Source organism: Shewanella submarina (assembly GCF_042646185.1).
In the GTDB taxonomy this organism is placed as follows: domain Bacteria; phylum Pseudomonadota; class Gammaproteobacteria; order Enterobacterales; family Shewanellaceae; genus Shewanella; species Shewanella corallii.
This window is the reverse complement of record NZ_JBHRTD010000007.1, coordinates 39,199-60,653: the sequence shown is the minus strand read 5'-3', so window position 1 is coordinate 60,653 and position 21,455 is coordinate 39,199. Positions and strand designations below refer to the sequence as shown.

Here is a 21,455-nt window from a genome sequence, read left to right as displayed (position 1 = left end):
CAGAGCCGCTGCTTTTTTGTTTCAACGTCTCCCTCTGGCTGATCAAGCCTGTTTGCTTATACGTAATACCCCCTGATTAAAAACTTATTCAGTGACGATATGCACCGCAAACTCAAGCTACCGGAAAAGACCTGCCCGGTTTGTCAGAGGCCATTTCGCTGGCGCCGCAAATGGCGCAACCACTGGGATGATGTGGTTTACTGCTCCAAACGTTGCCGGGGTAACAGGTCAGACGCCAGCAAGTCACAGGATTAAAGCTCAACCTTGCCCTGTTTGATTGCACTGGCTCTGGCCAGCGTCGCCTGCTGCTCCCCCTCATCCAGCCTGTCCCAGTTACGGTAGATCATGCCGATCCTGGGATTGCGATTGAACTTCTCTCTGTGCTGCACCATAAAGGCCCAGTAAAGACTGTTGAATGGGCAGGCATCCTCACTGCTGCGGGCTTTGACATTAAAGCTGCAGCCGCTGCAATAGTCGCTCATTCGATTGATATAACTGCCGCTGGCCGCATAGGGTTTGGTAGCAATCAGGCCGCCGTCGGCAAACAGCGCCATGCCCCGGGTGTTGGGCATCTCCACCCACTCAATGGCGTCCATATAAATACCCAGATACCAGGCATCCACCTGCGTGGGGTCAGCGCCCCAAAGCAGACTGAAATTACCGGTCACCATTAATCGCTGGATATGATGGGCATAAGCGGTCTGCAGACTTTGCCCGATAGCGGCAGCCATACACTGCATACGGGTATCGCCATTCCAGAAAAACTCAGGCAATGCTGCCCCGGCCTGAAGATGATTGGCATCGGCATAGTCGGGCATATTGCGCCAGTAGATGCCCCTGACATACTCACGCCACCCCAGTATCTGGCGAACAAAGCCCTCCACCGAGGCAATATCCGCATCACCACTGTGCCAGGCAGCCAGCGCCTGATGAATGACCTCAGTGGGGTGCAGCATCTTGGTATTCAGGGCAAAGGACAAACGTGAATGGTACAGGCTCCAGCTATGGGGAGATTCAGCCGTCATGGCATCCTGAAAACGGCCAAACAGCGGCAGGCAGTGATGGATAAAATACTGCAGCAACTCCCTGGACTGGGCACGACTGACAGGCCACAACAGCCGAGTTTTGGCCTTGCCTATGGTGTTAACCCTATGTCGTTCAAGCCGCTGCAAAATAGCGCTGACATCATTACCAAAGCATAAAGGCTCGGGAATTTGCCCAATATCCTCGGGTTTCAGCTTGTGGCGATTATCAGCATCAAAATTCCAGCCGCCACCTTCAGGTTTGCCATCGGTCATCAAAATTCCGGTCTGCCTGCGCATCTGCCGATAGAAGCTCTCCATCAACACATGCTTGCCTTTGGCAAAGCGGGACTCTATTTGTTCAAACGGCAGTAAAAAGTGTTCGGTATCGGAGCAATCAGAACTTATACCCTGCTCCGCCAGCTGGCTTTGTAACTGCCCCAGCTGTTGTTGAAGCCGGTATTCATCAGGCCTCTGATACTCAAAGTGAGTCACCTGCTGCTCCCGGCAAATCCGTTTAATCAGAGCAGGCAGATCCCTGTCCTGGGCAGTATCATCAAGGGTCAGGTGCATCACCTTGTGTCCGGCTTGCTTGAGGGCGCCTGCAAATCCGGCCATGGCAGCAAAGAAGCCACAGACCTTTTGCACGTGATGGCGCACATAGTGGGTTTCCTGATGCAGCTCGGCGATCAAATAAAGACAATTGTCATCCCTGTGTTGATACCAGGAATGCGCAGCGTTGAGCTGATCACCCAGGATCAATCTGAGTCCCTTCATACCTGCGATCCTGTTTTCAGAGGTTGTCTGGTGTGGCGGGTCAGAATGCGACCTTTTTCACGTCTGACAGCAGGTTTGGCGCGCCAGCTCCATAGCAGCTCTCTGGCTCTGGAACCTGTGTGCTCACTATCCACAATCCGCTGCGGATAATCCCGGCCAGGATTGAAGCCATACATACCTGCTTCCAGTGGAGCCAACTCCCAGGGTGTATGAATAAGCTCATTGGGCAAACAGGCCAATTCCGGCAGCCACTGCCGAATAAAGTCACCTCTGGGGTCCTGCTCCCTGGACTGCTTCACCGGATTATAGATGCGTATGGTGTTGGCGCCGGTAACGCCTGCCTGCATCTGAAACTGGGGGTAATGAATGCCGGGTTCGAAATCGAGGAACAGCCGCGCCAGGTGCTGCACCCCTTCGCGCCAGTCCAGCAGCAGATGGTGACACAGAAAGCTCACCAACATGGCCCGCATGCGAAAATTGATATAACCGGTTTGCTCAAGGCAGCGCATACTGGCGTCCACCAGCGGATAGCCTGTCATGCCCTGCTGCCAAGCCTGCAAACCCTGCTTGTCCTGACGCCATGGGAACCGACGGTAACCGGCATTAACGCTGTGCCATTCCATTGAGGTTTCACTTTCAAACTTCTGTACGAAGTGGCAATGCCAGTGCAAGCGAGAAGACAATGCCTTAAGCGCCATACGCCAGCCGGGCTCAGACCAGTGAGCCAGCAGTTGTTGGTACACCTGCCGCAGACTCAGGTTTCCCCAGGCCAGATAGGGAGACAGGCGACTGCAGGTCTCACGGCTGATGCTTGGGCTGGATATCCCCTTGTGATAGCCCTGCCCTCTGGACTCAAAAAAACTGTCCAGCGTCAGCCAAGCCGCATCAACGCCTCCCTGCTGCATGCCGTTGGGCTGCTCAAGCCAGGCATCGTCCGGCTTAAAGTCTGTGGGAAAGGTAACGAATCTGCCCCTGTCCAGTTCAGGCGTCTGCTGTGGCGCCCTCATTGTCTGCTGCCAGTGGCTATCCCACCCCTCCCGGTTGACTGCGCCGCGAATAACGGCACCGCAAGGGGATTCATGCCACGACACGCTATGTTGATGACACCAGTCAGCCACCGCTTTGTCTCTTTCCCAGGTCTGATGCAGACCTGTTTCCTGATGACTGTAGAGACGACGAATAGCGAAGCTCTGGCCAATCCTGTCGAGCACTGACAGTAATTCCTCTCTGAATACAGCCAAACCCGCATCCACCAAACGCAGATGACTCTGCAAATTCACCAGAGATTGCCATACAAAGCGCCAGTGACGCTGGCTGTAATGGGGATTCGAGATCAAGCTGGGCTCGAAGCTGTAAAACACCAGAACCGGAAAGCCTGAGTCGATGGCCGCCTTAAGCGGCGCATGGTCTTCCAACCGCAGATCCCGCTTCAGCCATACCAGTACAACCGGCGGCCTGTGTTCGCACCTCAGCTTGTCATTTTTCAGCATGGCCAATCCGCCGCATCAGTGTGATCCAACTGTTCATCTGCTTTATCCCCTCGCCACAGGCGCACAAACTCACCAGCCGGGTCATGCTTTGCGGTTTGCCAGGCCAGATCAAAGTGTTTTGGCTGCTGACCGCCAAACGCTCCGGCTATGTACTGCCAGTTGCCCCAGTTCACCGGGAGATCGAAATCCACCAGCTGCTGCTGGAAGTAACCGGCACCGGCGCGCCAATCAATACCCATCTCATGGATCAGGGCGCTGGCCACCAGCTGACGACCGCGGTTGCTCATATAGCCGGTTTGGTTGAGCTGATTCATGCAGGCATTCACCACAGGCCAGGGCGTATTGCCTTCACACCATTTGCGGAATCTCTCGGGATAGAAACAGCCGGTCAGGCCTTGACCTGATCGGCCTTTTTGCAAAAACAGGGCTTTGGGGAAGAAATGTCCATACCAATGAAAGTATTCGCGCCACAAGAGTTCTACCGCTATCCAACCGGTTGAGGCATTGGCGCCCCAGCGAGTTTCATAATCCCTCAGCTGATGCCACACCTGTCGCACACTCAAACAACCCGATGCCAGCCAGGGTGACAGCTTGGTGGACTGATACCAACCATCCAACCTGTCTCTGGTCTCTTTGTAACTCTGCGCATGACCGCTGGCCAGGTAAGCCTGCCAGTTGGCCATTCCCTGGGACTCGCCGCCGATATAACCAGAGCTCACTGTGGCCGTAAGCTCAGGTAGTTGCGGGGTTAACCTCACTTTGGAGATAGCTGAAGGCCAGTGTCCGGAACTGAGTAATGGCTCCGATACCTTCAACTTGCTGTCGGCGAGTGTTCTGAATTTGCTGAAGCTGCGGGGAAAGTCGAGGTGATTGAATGGCAGCAATGCATGCTGAAACAGGGTGTCGGTATCCAACTGGACGATCTCAAGACCGCCACACTGCTGTTGCAGAGCTTTAAGCCTGCGCCGCTCCCAATATCCCTGGGGGCGGGAGCAAAAGAGTTTGTCCGCCCGGCAGGCCCGAACCAATTGCACCATCCCTGTCAGCCAGTCACCTGTGATCAGCTCAAGATGATGGCCGGGGTAACTCAGGCTCTGTTGCAGATGATGAAGGCTCTCCAGCAAAAACCTGCGTCTGTGCTCACCCAGCATCAGATTGCCAAATCTGTCACCCTGATTGTTATCGGGCAAATAGGCGACCAACTGCAGCAGACCCGCCTGCAGGCAAGCCTGCAGGCAAGCCTGCATCAGCGCATGGTTATCCGACAGTCGCAGATCCTGGTCAAACAGATAGAGTATTCGACTGGCCACCTTGTCTCCGGAATTGGTTATTGGTCTCCAGAAGTACGCAGCGGCGGGGGCGAATGATCAGTAAAAGCTGTGACTGAAACCCGGATTACTTGCCCGATTTGGCTTTTGGCCAGGGCTGTTGGGAGGCGGGTGACCAGGCGGCCATTTGTGCCTTCACGCCGTCCAGGTCAAATGCAGCCCCCTGAAGCGGCTCGGCGCAGAATTGATAATCCTGCCCCTGATAATTGAACTCCAGCTGCCAGGCATGCAGATAGCCCCGGTCAGACGCCTCTCCCCCGTACAAGGTATCACCCAGGATAGGACAACCCAGGCTGGCCAGCGCCACTCGCAGCTGGTGAGTCTTGCCACTCAAGGGTTTGAGCAGATACAGACGCAATCCCTGATCCACAGATTGGGAAAAGAACTGAGTAATGGCAGGATTTTCTGTACTGCGCAGCAGCTTGTATTGGCTACGGCGGGATTTCGCCATATCCCCAATCACCCAGCCCTGTTTCTTTTTGGGCTTACCTTTGGCCAACGCCAGATAGTACTTCTGCACCTGGTGGGCGCTGAACAGTTCAGTAAAGCGAGCTGCCGCTTCGGAGGATTTGGCCAGAATAATCAGGCCTGAGGTCAGGGTATCCAGCCGGTGAACCGGATAGAGTTTGATATTCAGGTCCAGCTCCACCCGGGCAACCACCCCGGCTTCGCCATCCTGACTGTGAAAATGCACATTGGCCGACTTACTGATCACCAGAAAGTCGGCCTCGTCTTGAATTATTTGGTACAAAATTAGGTCCGGAACGTGACAGTCACCATCAACCCGGGATGATTGTCACTGAGCTCAATCCGGGCCTGATGGCGGGATAATATCGCTTTTACCATGGACAGGCCAAGGCCAGTACCCGCGTGATGGCGACTGGGGTCCAGACGCACCAGGCGTTCAAACACCCTGTCCTTGTCTGACTCGGGAATCCCCGGGCCATTATCACTGATGCGGATGACTGCGCCTTCCTGCTCAATGCGGATCACTGAGCCGTCACCTGAATACTTGATGGCATTATCGATCAGGTTATACAGAGCCATAAACAGCAAACTCTTATCACCAGTGATCTGGCAGTCAGTGCCCGTAGTCAGCGACAGCTGTTGATCCTGCATCTCTGCCACAGCAGAGGCCATCTCTTCCAGGTCACTGCAAAGATCCACCAAACTCACCTGCTGCAGCTCCAGCTTCTGTTGCCCCTCTTCAATGCGGGTCAACGACAGCATGGCGTTGAAGGTTGCCAGACACATATCCAGCTCCTCAATCAACACGGCACAGTTCTCCGGTACCTCTTCGGCCGGCTTATTGGCCAGCTCCTCTATGCCGATTCGGATATGGCTCAGGGGCGTTCGCAGGTCATGGGCGATATTGTCAGTCACCCCACGCACAGCATCCAGATTGTTCTGCAGTGTATCCAGCACCCGGTTGAACTGGGTAGCCAGCATATCGAACTCGTCAGGATGTTCTGAGATGGGGAAGCGGGTATCGTAATGACCCTGTTCAATGCGTCGGCTCAGCTTGCTGTATCGCACCATACGGCCCAGCAAGGCCTTGGAGAACAGGTAGCCTGCCGCCAGCGTCAGTAGAATCGTCACCATCACAGCCGTAGCGGCAGCACTGATGAACTTATCGATCAAGGTTGCCAACTGGTCGGTACGACTGGCCAGCAGCACAGGACCGTAACGGGTCTGTACCAGGCCACCGGTGAAGATATGCAGCTTCTCCGGGCCACCGGTCAGAATAGGGAACTCTTTGGTTTCCGGCAGATAGGGCATATCCGTCGGCATAAAACTGAGGGCCCCCTCCAGCTGATTGTCGTGCTGCCATACCACCAACATGGTTTTGGGGTCGGCAGTTCGCACCTGGGCAGCAAATGCCTGTCTGCCAGAGGTCAGCGCCAGCTGCTGGTACTGAATGCGCTCAGACTCCAGGTGGATCTCCACCTGGTGCTGCTGCTCCAGAATCAGCTCGCGGTACATGGCGAATAACAGCGCCCCGATGATAAGGGTCACCAGGGTGGTAAAGATAATGGTTATTCGCCAGGCACTGCTTTGAAGCGGCTTAAAAACGTTGACGGAGCCGATAACCTGCACCTCTTACCGTTTCAATCAACTCACCATATCCCAGCTCCTCAAACTTGCGTCTCAGCTTGGCGATATGTACGTCGATAACATTGGTGCGCGGGTCAAAGTGATAGTCCCACACAGCCTCAAACAGCAGGGTACGGCTGATCACCTGATTGGCATGTTCCATCAGGTATTTTAATAATTGGAATTCTTTAGGTTGCAGGATCAGTTCCTGACCACCCAGGGTGACATTGCGGGTCAGCAACTCCATCTCCAGTGGACCAACCTTAATGGCGGTTTGCACTGGTTTGGACTGGCCGCGTTGCATCAGTTTCTCAGCGCGAACCAGCAGCTCAGAAAAGGCAAAGGGCTTGGTCATATAGTCGTCGCCACCGGCACGCAGGCCTTTGACGCGCTCATCGACATGGCTTAGAGCAGACAGGATAAGTACCGGGGTTTCATTACCGGTTGCGCGCAGTGCGGCCAACACCTTGAGGCCGTCAAGCTGAGGCAGCATCCGGTCGAGAATCATCAGGTCATAGTGGCCACTGGTTGCCAGCAGCAGGCCCTGATGGCCATCACTGGCCGTTTCGATATTGTATCCCTGCTCGGAAAATCCCTTGACGATATAGTCAATGGTTGTGGCGTCATCTTCCACCAACAAAACTTTCATTATATCTCCTTATGCCCGGTACTCCGGGAAAGAGACCAGGCGAAACAGGATAGTCGGATTCAACTCCAGGTCAGCAGCGGCAGTGGTTTTTGTTGGTCGATGTCGAACGCGAGCTTGACCTTGCCATCTGCATTGAGCAGTTCAAGTTCAAGGTAATTGATCCCGAGGTCTCGATCCAGCTGTGCTTCGACCACAAACGCCTGATGCGTCTGCATTGCCTGGTTTATCAGTTGAGAAAAGGTTTGATTGTGCTCAAGAATTTTTGCTGCAGCCTGAAGTTCATTTTTATCTTCAGAAGTCAGATTTCCTGTTTGTCGGCGCAGCAACTGGCCATCGCGGGCGCGATACACCAATTCTGTCATGCTTTTATCTCTGGGATTGATCACATCAATCTCATAGGTCAGCACACCGTCATCCAGCTCTGTGCTGAACTCGGCGATCACTCCGGGGAATTGGCGTTCGACATCCTGCATCAGTTTGATTGGCGCAACATGCTGCGCCTGAGACAGATGCTGCCACAGGTCAGATTCGGCGAAAGCAACGCCGGAAATCAGCATTAAACCAAGCAAGAGGCGCGACACTTTATTCTCCAGATTCAACAAACTAAGTAAATTGCAGCGACTTCAATCTAACATAGATGAAGCCAGGGAAATGCGGCATAGGCCAGACAATCCCCAAATATGCAAAACCGATCTCACTTTGCCCCGGGCTGAAGCAGATTCAGCAGGCAAAGCAGAGATCAGTTTAAGGATAGATTACTTGTGATCTGCCACTGTCTCTGTGGCAGGCGTATCGTTCAGCAGATTGATAACGTCAATTTCCACTTCCTGACCGTTCCAGTCACTATCGACTTCACCCACAAGTACAACCGGGGTGTTTTCATCAATATGAATGTTGCGCAGCAGGTCATCATCAATTTCAATCACCACAACACCGGATTCATCCTGGAACTGGTACTTCTCGTCACCCAGGCTCTTGATAATCTTGCCGGTCAGTTGGGTTTTGGCACCGTCTTTGGCGTCTTTAACCGCGCTGGCAGTGGTGATCTGGGCGTCAACACCCGGACCTGTATAGGCAGCCATGGCGCTGGCTGAAACCAGAGAAGCCATCAGCAAAATGGCAGCAGCTTTGTTACTCATAGCAAATACCCTCATATTTTTTGGGATATCTTAGCTCAGAGCCACTGAAGCTGCCGTGAATCGCGGATTAAGTTTCGCTAATGTTAAGAATTTCTAAGCCTTTAATTAGGCTCCAGGATATGAATTTGGTCAGATTTCAGCGCGACAGTGGTGCGCACACCTTCCGCCAGCGCCAGCTTGGTGGCCAGGTGTAAAGGCACTTCGGTATTCAACTGCCCCTCAATTCCCACCACATTACAGATAAGCCGCACGGTTTCGCCCATCACCAGCATGGAGTCGATAATCACATCCAGCTTGTTGAAACTGCGACATAAACGGCCACTGGCAATGGCGTTGAAACGTATACCCTGATTGGGGATCACCCAACGCACCTTACTGCCAATATCCAAACTGCCGCCATAATCGCTGGCGATCAGTATCTCGCCCATCTTCAGCCAGGTAATGCCCTGCTCTTCATCCTGAGCCACCACATGGGCATTAAACAGGTTACGCAGGCCCATTTGCCGGGCAACGGCTTCGTTACGGGGACGGGCAAGCACCTCATGGGGTTTGCCCTGTTGCAGCATTTTCCCCTGACTGATCAGTATCATGCGGTCAGCCAGCAGCAGTGCCTCGTTAAGGTCATGGGTCACCATAATCACAGGCACAGCCAACTGAGATTTCAACCTGGCCAGCTCCAGATACAGGCGTTCCCGGGTTTCTCTGTCTACCGCGGAGAAAGGCTCATCCAGCAGCAGAATCGAGGGTTCCCGCGCCAATGCACGCGCTAAAGCCACACGCTGCTTCTGGCCACCGGACAGCTGGGATGGCAGACGGTCCGGCATCCCCTGCAGGTTCACCCTCTCCAGCCAGTCCAGCGCTCTGGGCACTCTTTCGTCCAGGGGGATATGATCCAGCGCGCTGACTACGTTTTGCAGCGCAGTCAGATTGGGGAACAGGCCGAAGTGCTGGGGCACATAGCCAATATGTCTGGCCTGAGGCGACAGACAGGTGCCGTTATTGTCGAACCAGACGGTATCGCCACTGCGGATCTCACCCTGAGTAGGCTTGCCCAGACCGGCAATCATTCGCAGCAGAGTGGTTTTGCCGCCACCGGATGGCCCCACCACAGCCAGCACTTCACCGGCATGGCAGGTAAAGTCAGCATTCAGTGGGATTGGCAGGGTTTGATTAACCCAGCAATGCAGATCAACGGCCATGCTGACCTCCCAAACGACGGGTAAAACTGGTCGTCAGGGCCAAGGCGGTAATCGCGAACAGCAGCAGTACCAGCGACATGGTACCGGCAGCATTGAAGTCGAACGCCTGCACACTGTCGTAGATGGCAATGGAGATGGTCTTGGTTTCGCCGGCAATATTGCCGCCCATCATCAGCACCACGCCAAACTCACCCAGTACATGGGAAAAACAGAGCACAACCGCGGTCAGAACACCGGGCCATACCATGGGCAGCTCAATCCGCCACAGTGAGGTCCAGCGGTTCATACCGCAACAGGCAGCGGCATCCCGCACATCCTGGGGAATGGTTTCAAAAGCGCGCTGAATCGGCTGCACAGCAAAGGGAATATTGACGATAACTGACGCCACCACCAGACCGGAAAAATGGAACACCAGTTGCTGACCAAAAAGGTTTTCAATCAACTGTCCCAGCCAGCTTTGACTGCCCAGTCCGACTAAAAGGTAATAACCAATCACAGTGGGAGGCAGCACCAGAGGCACCATGATCAGGGCTTCAACCCAGGACTTGCCCCGGAACTGACCATAGGCCAGTGCCCTGCCGGCAAGAACCGCCATAGGGATCAAAACAATAACTGTGATAGCACTCAGCTTGACGGACAACCACAGGGCTTCCCAATCCATAGTCCAGTTTCCTATTCAGCCGGCAGACCGAATCCGTAGTTGAGGAATACCAGCCTGGCCCTGTCGGACTGCAGATACTGATAGAAAGATTGCGCCACTTCTCCGGCATTGGGCAGCAGCACCATATCCTGGGCCAGGCTGCCGTGGAATTCATTTGGCAACTCAATATAGTTGGCGCGGGCCATAAACTGCGGCGCTTTTACCAGCGACAAAGGTACTATGCCGCCCTGAGTGGAGCCACTGATAGCGAACTGTGCCGCCTGAGAGGCATTTTCACCATAGATGAGTTTGGGCTCGGCTTGCTGCCACACATTGAAGTGCTCAAGATACTCTTTGGCGCGCTCACCATAGGGGGCATGTTCAGGATTGGCGATGGCAAAGCGCTTAATTTTTCCCGCCACCAGCATGGCCTTAAGGCCATTAAGCTCTGTATCCAGGGTCAGTGACGAGTTTTTCGGTGCCGCAAGAGCCAACCGACCGACGGCGTATTCCACCGGCTCAGCGCTCACCAGACCGTCCGCAGCCAGTTGATGGATATACTTCTCATCCGCCGACATAAACAGCTGAAACGGTGCACCATTTTTAATCTGGGCAACAAAGTTGCCGGAGGAACCATAGGAGATCCTGACCCTGTGTCCCGTGTCCCGGGTAAAGTCTTTGGCGATATCGTCGAGGGCAAACTTGATATTGGCTGCAGCAGCAATCGCCGGAGTATCAGCAAAAGCCGGTACCATCAGCGTTGGCAGCAATACCCCCAGCCCCAAAGAGATAGACATCAGGAATCGCGACAGCGACCGGGTCAGGATTTTCACAGCAGATTACTCCTGTTCCCACATTTTGGCTGCCTGCTCGTCGGAGTCACGGGCTTCCACCCAGTGCTCACCCTGCTCACCGGCTTCCAGTTTCCAGAAAGGCGCCTTGGTTTTAAGGAAGTCGATCAGGAACTCACAGGCAGCAAAAGCAGCCTTGCGGTGGGCACTGGATACGCCGATAAAGACGATCTGCTCACCCAGAGCCATAGTCCCCACACGGTGAATAATGGTGACATGGTTCAGGGGCCAGCGCTCGCGGGCCTCGGCCTCAATCTGCTCCAGCACAGACTCTGTCATGCCCGGATAGTGCTCCAGGGTCAGGTCGGTCACACTGCTGCCGTCGTTGAAGTCACGCACTTTACCCACAAAGGTCACAACTGCGCCGTCACTGTGGTCGACGGCAATCCTGGCGTACTCAGTGGGTACGTCGAAATCCTGAGTCTGAACCCGAATCATATTAACCTCCGGTCACCGGTGGGAAGAAGGCCACTTCGTCGCCATCTTTTACACCTGCTTCCCAGTTGCTGATGGTCTGGTTTACCGCCACCAGCAGCTTGTCGTTGGCCATCACCCGGCCCCACTTCTCGTCCTGCGCCGCCAGATGAGCGCGCAGGGCTTCAGTAGTGGTCAGGCTTTCATCGAAGGCCACTTCAACTTTGGCCGTGCCCAGAAGCTCACGAACCTGAGCAAAAAACAGTACATTAATCATCTTATTACACCTTGAAGTGACCGGATTTGCCGCCACGCTTCTCCAGCAGGCGAACCTGGGTAATCACCATATCTTTCTGCACCGCCTTACACATGTCATAGATGGTCAGGGCTGCAGCAGAGGCCGCTGTCAGAGCCTCCATCTCTACGCCTGTCTTACCGGACAGTTTGCACAGAGAGGTAATGCGCACACGGTTATGTTCAACCTGAGGCTCAAGCTCTACCTCAACCTTGGTCAGCATCAATGGGTGACACAGAGGAATAAGGTCTGAGGTTTTCTTGGCGGCCTGAATTCCGGCGATACGGGCAGTGGCGAACACATCACCCTTGTGGTGACTGCCGCTCATAATCATTGCCAGCGTATCCGGCGCCATTTCGATAAAAGCCTCGGCACGGGCTTCACGCTCGGTAACCTGTTTGTCGGTCACATCAACCATGTGAGCGTTGCCGTCGGCATTGATATGGGTAAAAGCCTGGGTCATGGGAAATCCTTAACGTTTATTCTGCCACCGACTTCAGGTGAGGCACGAAATTACAGGGTCTGTGGCGGGCGTCCAGCTGCTCGGCCAGAATTTTCCAGCCAGTGCGACAGGCGCCGGTTGAACCGGGCAGACAAAATATTGCTGTGCCATTGGCCATGCCACCCAGGGCACGGGACTGCACAGTGGAGCTGCCCAGCTCCAGAAAACTTAAATGACGAAACAGTTCGCCGAAACCTTCAATGCTGCGGTCAAACAGCACGCTCACGGCTTCCGGGGTATTGTCTCTTTTGGTGAAACCTGTGCCACCGGTTGAGATCACAACCTGCACATTCTCATCGGCAATCCACTGAGAGATCACGCTGCGGATAAGGTACTTGTCATCTTTGATCAATTTGCGGTCCACCAGCTTGTGGCCCGCTTCAGTCAGTGCATCTTCCAGAAACTGACCTGAGGTGTCATTGTCAAAGGTACGGGTATCAGACAGGGTCAGCACGGCAATATTCAGCGGCTGAAACTGGCTTTGAGTACAGTGTCCCATAAAGCTTCCAACTTAAATTGTTCAAATGCGATGGCGCATCACCGGCGACAATATCAGCCGCCAATCGATGCCAGATGCTGGGTTACCCCGGTCACACCCTGATGCAGATAGTGGGTTTCTTTCTTGTTGTGCAGCTGCTGATGCAGACGCTCAATCAGCTCACCCTGTTGCTCAGGTGACTGCAGCAGATCCCTCAGGTCGACACCTGACTCGGTAAACAGGCACAGGTGCAGCTTACCCTTGGCGGATACCCGCAGTCGGTTACAACTGGCGCAGAAATTCTGCTCATAGGGCATGATCAGGCCGATACGGCCCTGGTAATCAGGATGGCTGAAGTTTTGTGCCGGGCCATCTTCACTGCTGCTGATATCCTTGCTCCAACCGCTTTGCAGCAATTGCGCACGAATATCGGCACCCGCCAGATGGTGAGCCTTGAAGTAATCGTGGCCAAGACCGGTTTCCATCAACTCAATAAATCTCAGGTCGATTGGCGTGCCCTTAATCCAGTTAAGGAAAGCAGGCAGATCTTTGTCATTGAGATCTTTCAGCAGAACCGCATTCACCTTTACCCGCTCGAAACCGGCTTCCAGTGCCGCATCGATACCCCGCATCACCTCATCGAACTTATTCTCGCCGGTGATCTGGTAAAACATGCGCGGGTCCAGACTGTCCACCGAGACATTGATACGGCGCAGGCCTGCGTCGTACCACTCTTTGGCGTGCTGGGCCAGGCGATAACCATTGGTAGTAGTCGCCACAGTGCGAATATCCTGATGGTCTGCCACCAGACGCACTATGTCAGTGAAGTCTTTACGCAGAGTTGGCTCACCGCCGGTAATGCGTACCTTGCGGGTACCCACTTTGGCGAAGGCACTGATCAGGTTTTCAATCTCATTGAGATTAAGAAACTTGGGCTTACCGTCCGGACGATAGCCGTCAGGCAGACAGTAGCTGCATTTGAAATTACACACATCGGTAACCGACATGCGCAAATATTGAAATTTGCGACCGAAGTCGTCTTGAAGCAGGGACATGATCACCTTTCCAAACACGGGAGGCGAAGTCATTTCTTTCTTCACCCCGGTGGCTTTTTCACCACGGCTAACAACCCGTATCATGTGGACGTAGGGTTAGAAGCTCGGAGAACCGTCAATACCGCATTATATGCTCAAAAATCGTCGAATTAACACCTGAATTGCCGCTAATTCATCCAGGCGTTAACCTTTGCGTGAACTATTTGTGACACTGGTCACCCATAAAAAATAAATATTGAACCATGCCGCACATTATCTCTCGCTGGGACACAGTACGAATTTGGGGTATGGTGGACAAAAAATCGCAAACCCGTCCAATAAAACAACAAAAACAATTGGAAAATCACCGGGACAATAAAAGGAGTGAGGGAGAATGGAACGCGAATTTATGGAGTTTGATGTTGTCATCGTGGGCGCAGGCCCGGCCGGCCTGGCCACCGCTTGCCGCCTGATGCAGATTTCCAGGGATTCAGGCAAAGAACTGACGGTATGCGTGGTAGAGAAAGGCTCCGAAGTGGGTGCCCATATTCTGTCCGGCGCCGTATTTGAGCCCAAAGTACTGACCGAACTCTTCCCCGACTGGCAGGAGCGCGGAGCCCCGCTGCATACCCCTGTCAGCCACGATGAAATCTATCTGTTTAAGTCTGAGACTGACTCAAAGCTGATGCCCGAGTCGCTGACGCCCAGGAGTATGCACAATCAGGGCAACTATATTATCAGCGTGGGTAACCTGTGCCGCTGGCTTGCCGAACAGGCTGAAGAGATGGGCGTTGAAATCTTCCCCGGCTTTGCCGCCAGTGAAATGCTGTACCACGAAGATGGCAGCGTCAAAGGCATACTTATTGGCGATATGGGCATAGGTGCCGATGGTCAGCCAAAAGATGGCCATATGCCAGGTATGGAACTGCACGCCAAGTACACTGTGTTGTCTGAAGGGTGTCGCGGTCACCTGGGCAAGCAGCTGATTGAACAATTCCACCTGGATAATGGCAAGTCACCTCAACACTATGGCCTGGGCTTTAAAGAGTTGTGGACAGTACCGGATGAGCTTCACCAGCCTGGCAAGGTGGTCCACAGCGGTGGCTGGCCACTGAATCAAGGCGCATCAGGTGGTGGCTTCCTCTATCATTTGGAGAACAATCAGGTAGTAGTAGGCCTGATTGTTGACCTTAACTACTCAAACCCACACCTGAGCCCTTTTGATGAGTTCCAGCGCTTCAAGACCCATCCTGTGATTGTAGCCAATCTGGCCGGTGGTGAAAGGGTTACCTATGGTGCCCGCGCCATTGCCAAGGGCGGCCTGAACTCACTGCCCAAGATGAGCTTCCCCGGTGGCCTGATGATCGGCTGTGATGCCGGTACTCTGAACTTCGCCAAGATTAAAGGCACCCACACAGCTATCAAGAGTGGCATGCTGGCAGCAGATACGCTGGGCGAGGCCCTGATGGCTGGCGTCGAGGGCGGCAAAGATCTGAACTGCTTCCAGGACAGGTTTGAACAGTCCTGGCTCCATGAGGAGCTGTACCGCTCCCGCAACTTTGGCCCGGCCATGCACAAGTTCGGCACTTTACTGGGTGGCGCGTTCAACTATGTGGACCAAAACTGGTTTGGCGGTAAATTCCCTGTCACCTTGCGAGATGACAAGCCGGACTATGCCCAGATGGCGGCGGCCAGTGATTACCCCAGGATTGAGTATCCCAAGCCGGACGGCAAACTCACCTTCGACAAACTCTCTTCTGTCTATTTGTCCAACACTTACCATGAGGAAGATCAGCCCTGTCACCTCAAGCTGACCGACGCCAATATTCCTGTGCAGGTGAACCTGGCCAAGTATGATGAACCGGCCCAGCGTTACTGCCCTGCAGGTGTATATGAAATTGTTGAGGATGAGGGTCAGCCAAAGTTTGTGATTAACAGTCAGAACTGCATCCACTGTAAAACCTGTGATATCAAGGACCCAAGCCAGAACATCACCTGGGTCACCCCTGAGGGTGGCGGCGGTCCCAACTATCCGAATATGTAGAAAAAGAAAAGCCGGGCATTGCCCGGCTTTGTTATCTCTGAGGAAGTATCAGTCTTTGTACTTTTCGGCAATCTCCATAAACTGGTGCTCAATTTCAAAGAAGGCATCGATCAGATCCGGGTCGAAGTGGCTGCCACGCCCGTCGCGGATAATCTCCAGTGCCTTGTCATGGGGCATGGCATCCTTGTATACACGCTTGCTAATCAACGCATCGTACACATCGGCAATCGCCATCAAACGAGCCGATAGAGGTATATCTTCGCCACTCAAGCCATTGGGGTAACCATTGCCATCCCACTTTTCATGGTGATAGTGGGCGATATCCTTAGCTGCAGTCAGGAAGGAATCCTCAGTACCTATCTCCTGCTCCGCCATCTCCAGCGCATGGAACCCAAGGTAGGCGTGGCCCTTCATAATCTCGAACTCTTCTGCGGTCAGCTTGCCCGGTTTTAACAGCACGCTGTCGGCGATACCCACCTTGCCCACATCATGCAGCGGCGCAGACTTAAAGAAGGCATCAATGATTTCCGGGGTCAGCTCATCACGAAATCTGGGGTGGTCCCGAACTTTCTCAGCCAACAACTTCACATACCACTGGGTGCGGCGAATATGGTAGCCAGTCTCCTGATCCCGGGTTTCCGCCAGACTGGCCAGTGCTGAGATGGTCACATCCTGCACCTCGCTGACCTGCTTCATCCGCTTGCGCACTTCCGCTTCAAGGTAAGAGTTCTGATCTTTCAAAAAATCCTGAGAGGCCTTTACCTGCAGGTGAGTACGTACCCGGGCCAGCACCACCGGCGGGCTCACCGGCTTGGCAATATAGTCGCTGGCCCCCAGGTCAAAGCCGTACTGCTCATCCCGGCTTGAATCTTTGGCGGTAAGAAAAATCACCGGAATATCTGAATACTTACTATCTGCCTTGAGGCGGCGGCAGACCTCATATCCATCCATCGTTGGCATAACAACATCGAGCAATATGATATCTATGGGCGTTTTTTCCACTATCTCCAGCGCTCGCTCGCCATTATTGGCGGCTTTTACCTGATAACTGTCCTTCAGCAAGCCATTCAGCAGCTGGAGGTTTTCAGGTGCATCGTCCACGATCAACACGTTCGATTTTGTTTTAATTTCCACTGTGTTGTCCTCTTTGCCCTGATATGGGCCATTTGCCACAAAAAACTCCCCCGTGACCTACACTTAATCTGGTCGGCAAGTGCATGCCATAAATTAAATCTAGTCGGTGTCAGCAAAAATAGGCAACTCAGGCGATAACAGGACAACACAATGAGCTCGATTCGGATTATTTTCCTTGTTCTCTTTTCAGTGATCACCCTGTTGATGATCACTATGGGCATATTGTTTGTGCAGATTGAGGAGCAAAGCAGGAACCTTGATCAGCGTATGTTACTGACCCAGGAACGCATACTGCTGGCACAGGAGTTAAAGCAAAGCTCTGACAATCTGACTAAGTTCGCCCGCGCCTATGCAGCTACAGGTAATCCCAAGTGGAAACAACTATTTAACCAGGTTCTCGCGGTGCGCAATGGCATCTCGCCTGTACCGGATGGCCACCAGTTCGAGTACTGGGACAAGGTTGCCATGCCCTCTGAAATTCTGCGCCCGGGCAACAACCCGGATAAACGTTATGCCTCCCTGCTTGAGCGCATGTCCGAGTCCGGCATTAATGAGATGGAACTGGGCCTGCTGCGTCAGGCTCTGGCCTACTCAGATAATCTGGTCAATCTGGAACGCCAGGCGTTCGATGCAGTGGAAGGATTGGAGCGCAACAAGAAAGGGATACTCAAGGTCTCACCGGACCAACAAAAAGCACTGGATCTGCTGTTCGGAAACAGTTACTTCCAGGAAAAAGGGCGCATCATGAGCCCGATTGGCGACTTCTACCGTAACGTCAGCGACAGAGCCACCAGCGAGTGGCAGGCCTCCAGTGATCATCTACATACCCTTAACTATCTGCAGATGTGGATCTTCTCCATTACCCTGCTCGCTCTGATCAGTTGCTTTTTCTTCCTGTGGCGCTGGTATCTGTCACCGGCAGACAGAATGCAGAAACGTCTGGTGAACCAGGTCGCCAAACGCGACTATGAGTTCCAGCTCAGAGAGACCAATAAAGGTGCCTTTACCCCCCAGGCCAAGGCACTCAACCTGATTTTCAGCGAAGTCAGCAACCAGCTGAAATCCAACGCCTCCATTAAAGAGTTCACCGATGTGATGCGCGACAGTGAGAACGGCGAAGATTTCGGTCGTTGTATTATCGACTTCCTGGCCAGTCGCTTCCAACTGCCTTTGATTGGCCTGTACACCTATGACAATGGCCAGTTGGTCCGTATCTCCGGCTTTGGCTACAGCGAAGACGCCTCCAGAGAGCTGACCGCAGCAGACAGTATCCAGATGAGTCTGCTCTACTCCAAAAAGCACTTCGCCCTGCGTGACTTGGGTGACAAATACAAGATCCCTCTGGTCAGCGGCGAACTGACCCTGTGCGAACTGCACTTCTTCCCACTGCAAGTGAATGAAAGGGTGATCGGCTTGCTTGAGCTGGGAACCGCCTCGCCACTGCAGGATGCCAGCCTGGAATGGCTGGGACTTATCCGCTCTGATCTGGCCATTAACCTGGAGCTAACCCGTAACGCCGAGCAACAGGCTAAAGCTGAGCGTCAGATTGCCGAACAGCTCGAATTTAATCAGCAGGTACTCAACGCGATTCCAAGCCCCATGTACTTCCGGGATGCGGAAGGCAAATATCTGGGTGTAAATAATGGCTTCAGTGACTTTATCGGTATGTTTGAAACCGACATTCTGCAAACCAAGCCTGAAGATCACTTCCCTGCCGAGATTGCAGCTATCTTCGACAATGCTGAAAAAGCCCTGATGGACTCTCCCGGCGCCACCCAGTACGAGTTAAACCTCAAGAATGCCGAAGATCAGCAACGTCATATCAGCATTTATGAAGCGACCTACTACTCCAGTAAAGGCGCACCAAAAGGTATTGTGGGTCTGTTTGTGGATGTGACTGAGCAAAAAGACCTGGAGCTTGAGCTGCGCTCAGCCAAAGATGCCGCCGACGATGCCTCCAAGGCCAAGGGTGAGTTCCTGGCCAATATGAGTCACGAAATCCGTACCCCAATGAATGCCATTATCGGTATGGCCCACCTGGCCATGAACTCAGGCCTGAATGACAAGCAACAGCACTATGTCACCAAGATAGATAATGCCGCCAAATCCTTGTTGGGCATCATCAACGACATCCTCGACTTCTCCAAAGTGGAAGCGGGCAAGCTGTCGGTGGAAAACATCGACTTCCTGCTGGATGAGGTACTGGACAACCTGGCCAATGTGATTGGTATCAAGGCTGACGAGAAAGGACTGGAGTTCCTGTTTGATATCGAACCCAACCTGCCCACCGCACTGGTGGGTGACCCTCTGCGTCTGGCTCAGGTGCTGATTAATCTGTGTGGTAACTCCATCAAGTTTACCGAGAAAGGCGAAGTCATTGTCCGGGTCAAACAGACCGAGCAGTTCGATGACGGCATCATGCTGCAGGTGGAGATCCAGGATTCAGGTATCGGCATGTCAGAAGAGCAGCTGGGCCGCCTGTTCAAGTCCTTCTCTCAGGCCGACGGCTCCATTACCCGCAAATACGGCGGCACAGGTTTGGGCCTGACCATCTCCAAGAGTCTGGTGGAGCTTATGGGTGGTCGTATCTGGGTGACCAGCGAACCGGGTAAAGGCTCTATCTTCGGCTTTACCATCAAGGCGGGTCTGCAGGATGCCAAGGCCAAACGCTTCTATCAGCCCCAGGCTGATATGAACAACAAACGCATTCTGGTAGTGGACGACAATGATGCCGCCCGCGAAATTATGTTGGGACTACTTGAAGCCATGACCTTCAGAGTCACCACTGTCAGCACAGGCTTCGAGGCGATTTCTGCAGTCAGTAAGGCCGAGTCCGATGGCGACCCCTATGAAGTGGTCTTTATGGACTGGATGCTGCCGGGTATGGATGGCATAGAGACCACCCGCCAGCTCAGAGAGAAACAACTGGCCGCAGCACCCAAGGTGATTATGGTCACCGCCTACGGCCGCGAGATAGGCCTGAGTGGCGAAAACGAGAAGCTGTTCGACGGTCTGGTGATCAAGCCGGTGAATCCATCACTGATCTTCGACTCCATTATGAACGCCTTCGGTATTCAGCGTGAAACCACCCTGCCCAGCCACAGAATCAAGAAGGACGCCGACGGCAGCGCTATGAAGGATGCCCGTCTACTGCTGGTTGAAGATAACGAAACCAATCAGGAAGTGGCCAAGGGTATTCTCGAGCCTTATGGGCCAGTAGTGATTGTCGCCAACAATGGCCAGGAGGCTCTGGATGCACTGGCCAAAGAGAAGTTCGATCTGGTGCTGATGGATATGCAGATGCCTGTGATGGACGGTATCACTGCCACCAAAGAGATCCGTAAAGACCCAACCCTGCATAAGCTGCCGGTACTGGCGATGACAGCCAATGCCATGGATCAGGATGTAGAAACCTGTCTGAAAGCGGGGATGAACGACCATATCGGTAAGCCGATCAATGTCGATGAACTGGTCTCCAAAATCTGCCGCTGGCTGGATACGGATGACAACCAGCCAGGCCCTGATAAACCCGGCCCGGATAAGCAGGAGTCCAGCAATGTTATTGAGCTGGAGCCTGAAGCTGTGCAGGAGGAGCAATCAACTCAGCGCTCAGCGCCGAAGCCAGAGCCAGTTGCCAGTCAGCCAGCCAAAGCAGAGCCGGCCCCTGAACCCGTATCAAAGCCGAAACCTGTGGAAGCCCCCGTAGCTGAACCCAGTGACAGCGCCAATACCCAGGGTGACTATCAGGCCCAGGTGCTGGATGTGGATGATGGTCTGGGCAGACTGGGGGGCAATCAAAAACTCTACTGGCAGATCACCGACTCCTTCCTGCAAAGCCGTAAACAGGAGCTGGATACCCTGCAAAATGCGCTGGAAGAGGCCGACTATGATTATCTGCGTCTTGCAGGACACACCATTAAAGGCGCCGCAGCCAATATCTCCGCAGACAGGCTGTCACAGCTGGGACGTCAGCTGGAAACCAATGGTGCCAACAAAGAGCTGCCCGACGCCGACTTTATCGACACCCTGCGGGACCTGATGGAGAAACTGGAGCAGGATATTGTCCATCTTGGCCCCCAGAAAGATGCACAGGAGCAAGCTCCAAGAGAGGTCCGCCCTTATGATGCCGACGAGTTTATGATGGAGCTGCAACAGCTCTCTATGCTGCTGCAGAATTTTGATACCCAGGCCATAGACTTTATTGACCTGCTGAAGCAAAACGCCGACGCCCTGGATCATCTGGGCATAGACTTCAGCCTGGTGGAGTCAGCCATCAATGAGTTTGACTTTACCAAGGCGCAGGCTGAGCTGGATAAGCTCATCACCCAAAGTAAAACCGGTACCTGATTACACCTGGGTGGACAG

The 21,455-nt window shown here is 53.6% G+C and carries 20 protein-coding genes and 1 riboswitch; of the genes, 3 read left to right on the top strand and 17 right to left on the bottom strand.

From position 1 onward, the window contains the following. Positions 1–99: 99 nt before the first annotated feature. Positions 100–255 carry a DUF2256 domain-containing protein gene (locus ACFOE0_RS07840; protein ID WP_248937527.1) on the top strand — a complete coding sequence of 52 codons (156 nt, stop codon included), beginning with the start codon at positions 100–102 and terminating at the stop codon, positions 253–255. On the opposite strand, the gene ACFOE0_RS07835 is transcribed toward ACFOE0_RS07840, so the two are convergent. The 16 genes from ACFOE0_RS07835 to moaA all read right to left on the bottom strand — a co-directional run bounded on the left by ACFOE0_RS07835 (position 252) and on the right by moaA (position 13,933). After that, complete coding sequence (locus ACFOE0_RS07835) at positions 252–1,799, bottom strand: cryptochrome/photolyase family protein (protein WP_248937526.1); 1,548 nt, start codon at positions 1,797–1,799, stop codon at positions 252–254. The two genes, ACFOE0_RS07840 and ACFOE0_RS07835, sit on opposite strands and share 4 nt — an antisense overlap. Continuing rightward, positions 1,796–3,289, bottom strand: a complete 1,494-nt coding sequence (locus ACFOE0_RS07830) for an FAD-binding domain-containing protein (RefSeq protein ID WP_248937525.1) — start codon at positions 3,287–3,289, stop codon at positions 1,796–1,798. The genes ACFOE0_RS07835 and ACFOE0_RS07830 overlap by 4 nt, the downstream gene beginning before the upstream one ends. Continuing rightward, on the bottom strand, positions 3,283–4,599 hold the full coding sequence (locus ACFOE0_RS07825; RefSeq protein ID WP_248937524.1) for a DASH family cryptochrome: 1,317 nt from the start codon (positions 4,597–4,599) through the stop codon (positions 3,283–3,285). Before ACFOE0_RS07825 ends, ACFOE0_RS07830 begins: the two co-directional genes overlap by 7 nt. 85 nt (positions 4,600–4,684) lie before the next feature. After that, a complete protein-coding gene (locus tag ACFOE0_RS07820; RefSeq protein ID WP_248937523.1) occupies positions 4,685–5,368 on the bottom strand; it encodes a TIGR01621 family pseudouridine synthase in 684 nt (227 codons plus the stop codon). 2 nt (positions 5,369–5,370) lie between these two features. Further along, a complete protein-coding gene (locus ACFOE0_RS07815; protein WP_248937566.1) occupies positions 5,371–6,633 on the bottom strand; it encodes a sensor histidine kinase in 1,263 nt (420 codons plus the stop codon). A 49-nt stretch (positions 6,634–6,682) separates the two neighbouring features. Further along, on the bottom strand, positions 6,683–7,360 hold the full coding sequence (locus ACFOE0_RS07810; RefSeq protein ID WP_115139143.1) for a response regulator transcription factor: 678 nt from the start codon (positions 7,358–7,360) through the stop codon (positions 6,683–6,685). Between the two features lie 59 nt (positions 7,361–7,419). After that, positions 7,420–7,941, bottom strand: coding sequence for a PepSY domain-containing protein (locus ACFOE0_RS07805; RefSeq protein ID WP_248937522.1), 522 nt, complete (start codon positions 7,939–7,941; stop codon positions 7,420–7,422). A 174-nt stretch (positions 7,942–8,115) separates the two neighbouring features. Beyond that, the gene (locus tag ACFOE0_RS07800; protein ID WP_162807311.1) at positions 8,116–8,499 is read right to left on the bottom strand and encodes a NirD/YgiW/YdeI family stress tolerance protein; all 384 of its coding nucleotides are present in this window, start codon (positions 8,497–8,499) and stop codon (positions 8,116–8,118) included. 101 nt (positions 8,500–8,600) lie between these two features. Then, entirely contained in the window at positions 8,601–9,698 is a 1,098-nt protein-coding gene (locus ACFOE0_RS07795; protein WP_248937521.1) for an ABC transporter ATP-binding protein, read from the bottom strand. Next, positions 9,688–10,359, bottom strand: a complete 672-nt coding sequence (gene modB, locus ACFOE0_RS07790; protein WP_248937520.1) for a molybdate ABC transporter permease subunit — start codon at positions 10,357–10,359, stop codon at positions 9,688–9,690. Before modB ends, ACFOE0_RS07795 begins: the two co-directional genes overlap by 11 nt. Before the next feature lie 11 nt (positions 10,360–10,370). Beyond that, complete coding sequence (modA, locus tag ACFOE0_RS07785) at positions 10,371–11,135, bottom strand: molybdate ABC transporter substrate-binding protein (protein ID WP_380711755.1); 765 nt, start codon at positions 11,133–11,135, stop codon at positions 10,371–10,373. Positions 11,136–11,177: 42 nt separating this feature from the next. After that, positions 11,178–11,627: a molybdopterin synthase catalytic subunit MoaE gene (moaE, locus tag ACFOE0_RS07780; RefSeq protein ID WP_115139148.1), complete on the bottom strand. Its 450-nt coding sequence runs from the start codon at positions 11,625–11,627 to the stop codon at positions 11,178–11,180. A gap of 1 nt (position 11,628) precedes the next feature. Further along, complete coding sequence (gene moaD / locus ACFOE0_RS07775) at positions 11,629–11,880, bottom strand: molybdopterin synthase sulfur carrier subunit (RefSeq protein WP_115139149.1); 252 nt, start codon at positions 11,878–11,880, stop codon at positions 11,629–11,631. 4 nt (positions 11,881–11,884) lie between these two features. Continuing rightward, positions 11,885–12,361, bottom strand: coding sequence for a cyclic pyranopterin monophosphate synthase MoaC (gene moaC / locus ACFOE0_RS07770; RefSeq protein WP_248937519.1), 477 nt, complete (start codon positions 12,359–12,361; stop codon positions 11,885–11,887). Positions 12,362–12,377: 16 nt separating this feature from the next. Beyond that, positions 12,378–12,899, bottom strand: a complete 522-nt coding sequence (gene moaB / locus ACFOE0_RS07765) for a molybdenum cofactor biosynthesis protein B (RefSeq protein WP_248937518.1) — start codon at positions 12,897–12,899, stop codon at positions 12,378–12,380. A gap of 53 nt (positions 12,900–12,952) precedes the next feature. After that, positions 12,953–13,933, bottom strand: a complete 981-nt coding sequence (gene moaA / locus ACFOE0_RS07760; RefSeq protein WP_248937517.1) for a GTP 3',8-cyclase MoaA — start codon at positions 13,931–13,933, stop codon at positions 12,953–12,955. Continuing rightward, a riboswitch (molybdenum cofactor riboswitch) is annotated at positions 13,921–14,055 on the bottom strand. It overlaps the preceding gene by 13 nt. A 251-nt stretch (positions 14,056–14,306) precedes the next feature. Here moaA and ACFOE0_RS07755 point away from each other — a divergent pair. Further along, positions 14,307–15,956 (top strand): electron transfer flavoprotein-ubiquinone oxidoreductase, encoded by a 1,650-nt coding sequence (locus tag ACFOE0_RS07755; RefSeq protein WP_248937516.1) that lies wholly within the window; start codon positions 14,307–14,309, stop codon positions 15,954–15,956. Positions 15,957–16,004: 48 nt separating this feature from the next. Here ACFOE0_RS07755 and ACFOE0_RS07750 read toward each other — a convergent pair whose 3' ends face one another. Next, positions 16,005–17,129 carry a response regulator gene (locus ACFOE0_RS07750; protein WP_248937515.1) on the bottom strand — a complete coding sequence of 375 codons (1,125 nt, stop codon included), beginning with the start codon at positions 17,127–17,129 and terminating at the stop codon, positions 16,005–16,007. Between the two features lie 111 nt (positions 17,130–17,240). Here ACFOE0_RS07750 and ACFOE0_RS07745 point away from each other — a divergent pair, with 111 nt between their 5' ends. Then, positions 17,241–21,437, top strand: a complete 4,197-nt coding sequence (locus tag ACFOE0_RS07745) for a response regulator (RefSeq protein ID WP_248937514.1) — start codon at positions 17,241–17,243, stop codon at positions 21,435–21,437. Positions 21,438–21,455: the final 18 nt, after the last annotated feature.

Bases quoted from the DNA above. Each gene is read 5' to 3' on its own strand.
- ACFOE0_RS07755 (WP_248937516.1), top strand. From the start codon at position 14,307: ATGGAACGCGAATTTATGGAGTTTGATGTTGTCATCGTGGGCGCAGGC.
- ACFOE0_RS07835 (WP_248937526.1), bottom strand. From the start codon at position 1,799: ATGAAGGGACTCAGATTGATCCTGGGTGATCAGCTCAACGCTGCGCAT.
- moaE (WP_115139148.1), bottom strand. From the start codon at position 11,627: ATGATTCGGGTTCAGACTCAGGATTTCGACGTACCCACTGAGTACGCC.
- moaC (WP_248937519.1), bottom strand. From the start codon at position 12,361: ATGACCCAGGCTTTTACCCATATCAATGCCGACGGCAACGCTCACATG.
- ACFOE0_RS07840 (WP_248937527.1), top strand. From the start codon at position 100: ATGCACCGCAAACTCAAGCTACCGGAAAAGACCTGCCCGGTTTGTCAG.
- moaA (WP_248937517.1), bottom strand. From the start codon at position 13,933: ATGTCCCTGCTTCAAGACGACTTCGGTCGCAAATTTCAATATTTGCGC.
- ACFOE0_RS07795 (WP_248937521.1), bottom strand. From the start codon at position 9,698: ATGGCCGTTGATCTGCATTGCTGGGTTAATCAAACCCTGCCAATCCCA.
- moaB (WP_248937518.1), bottom strand. From the start codon at position 12,899: ATGGGACACTGTACTCAAAGCCAGTTTCAGCCGCTGAATATTGCCGTG.
- ACFOE0_RS07745 (WP_248937514.1), top strand. From the start codon at position 17,241: ATGAGCTCGATTCGGATTATTTTCCTTGTTCTCTTTTCAGTGATCACC.
- ACFOE0_RS07830 (WP_248937525.1), bottom strand. From the start codon at position 3,289: ATGCTGAAAAATGACAAGCTGAGGTGCGAACACAGGCCGCCGGTTGTA.
- ACFOE0_RS07810 (WP_115139143.1), bottom strand. From the start codon at position 7,360: ATGAAAGTTTTGTTGGTGGAAGATGACGCCACAACCATTGACTATATC.
- modA (WP_380711755.1), bottom strand. From the start codon at position 11,135: ATGTCTATCTCTTTGGGGCTGGGGGTATTGCTGCCAACGCTGATGGTA.
- modB (WP_248937520.1), bottom strand. From the start codon at position 10,359: ATGGATTGGGAAGCCCTGTGGTTGTCCGTCAAGCTGAGTGCTATCACA.
- moaD (WP_115139149.1), bottom strand. From the start codon at position 11,880: ATGATTAATGTACTGTTTTTTGCTCAGGTTCGTGAGCTTCTGGGCACG.
- ACFOE0_RS07800 (WP_162807311.1), bottom strand. From the start codon at position 8,499: ATGAGTAACAAAGCTGCTGCCATTTTGCTGATGGCTTCTCTGGTTTCA.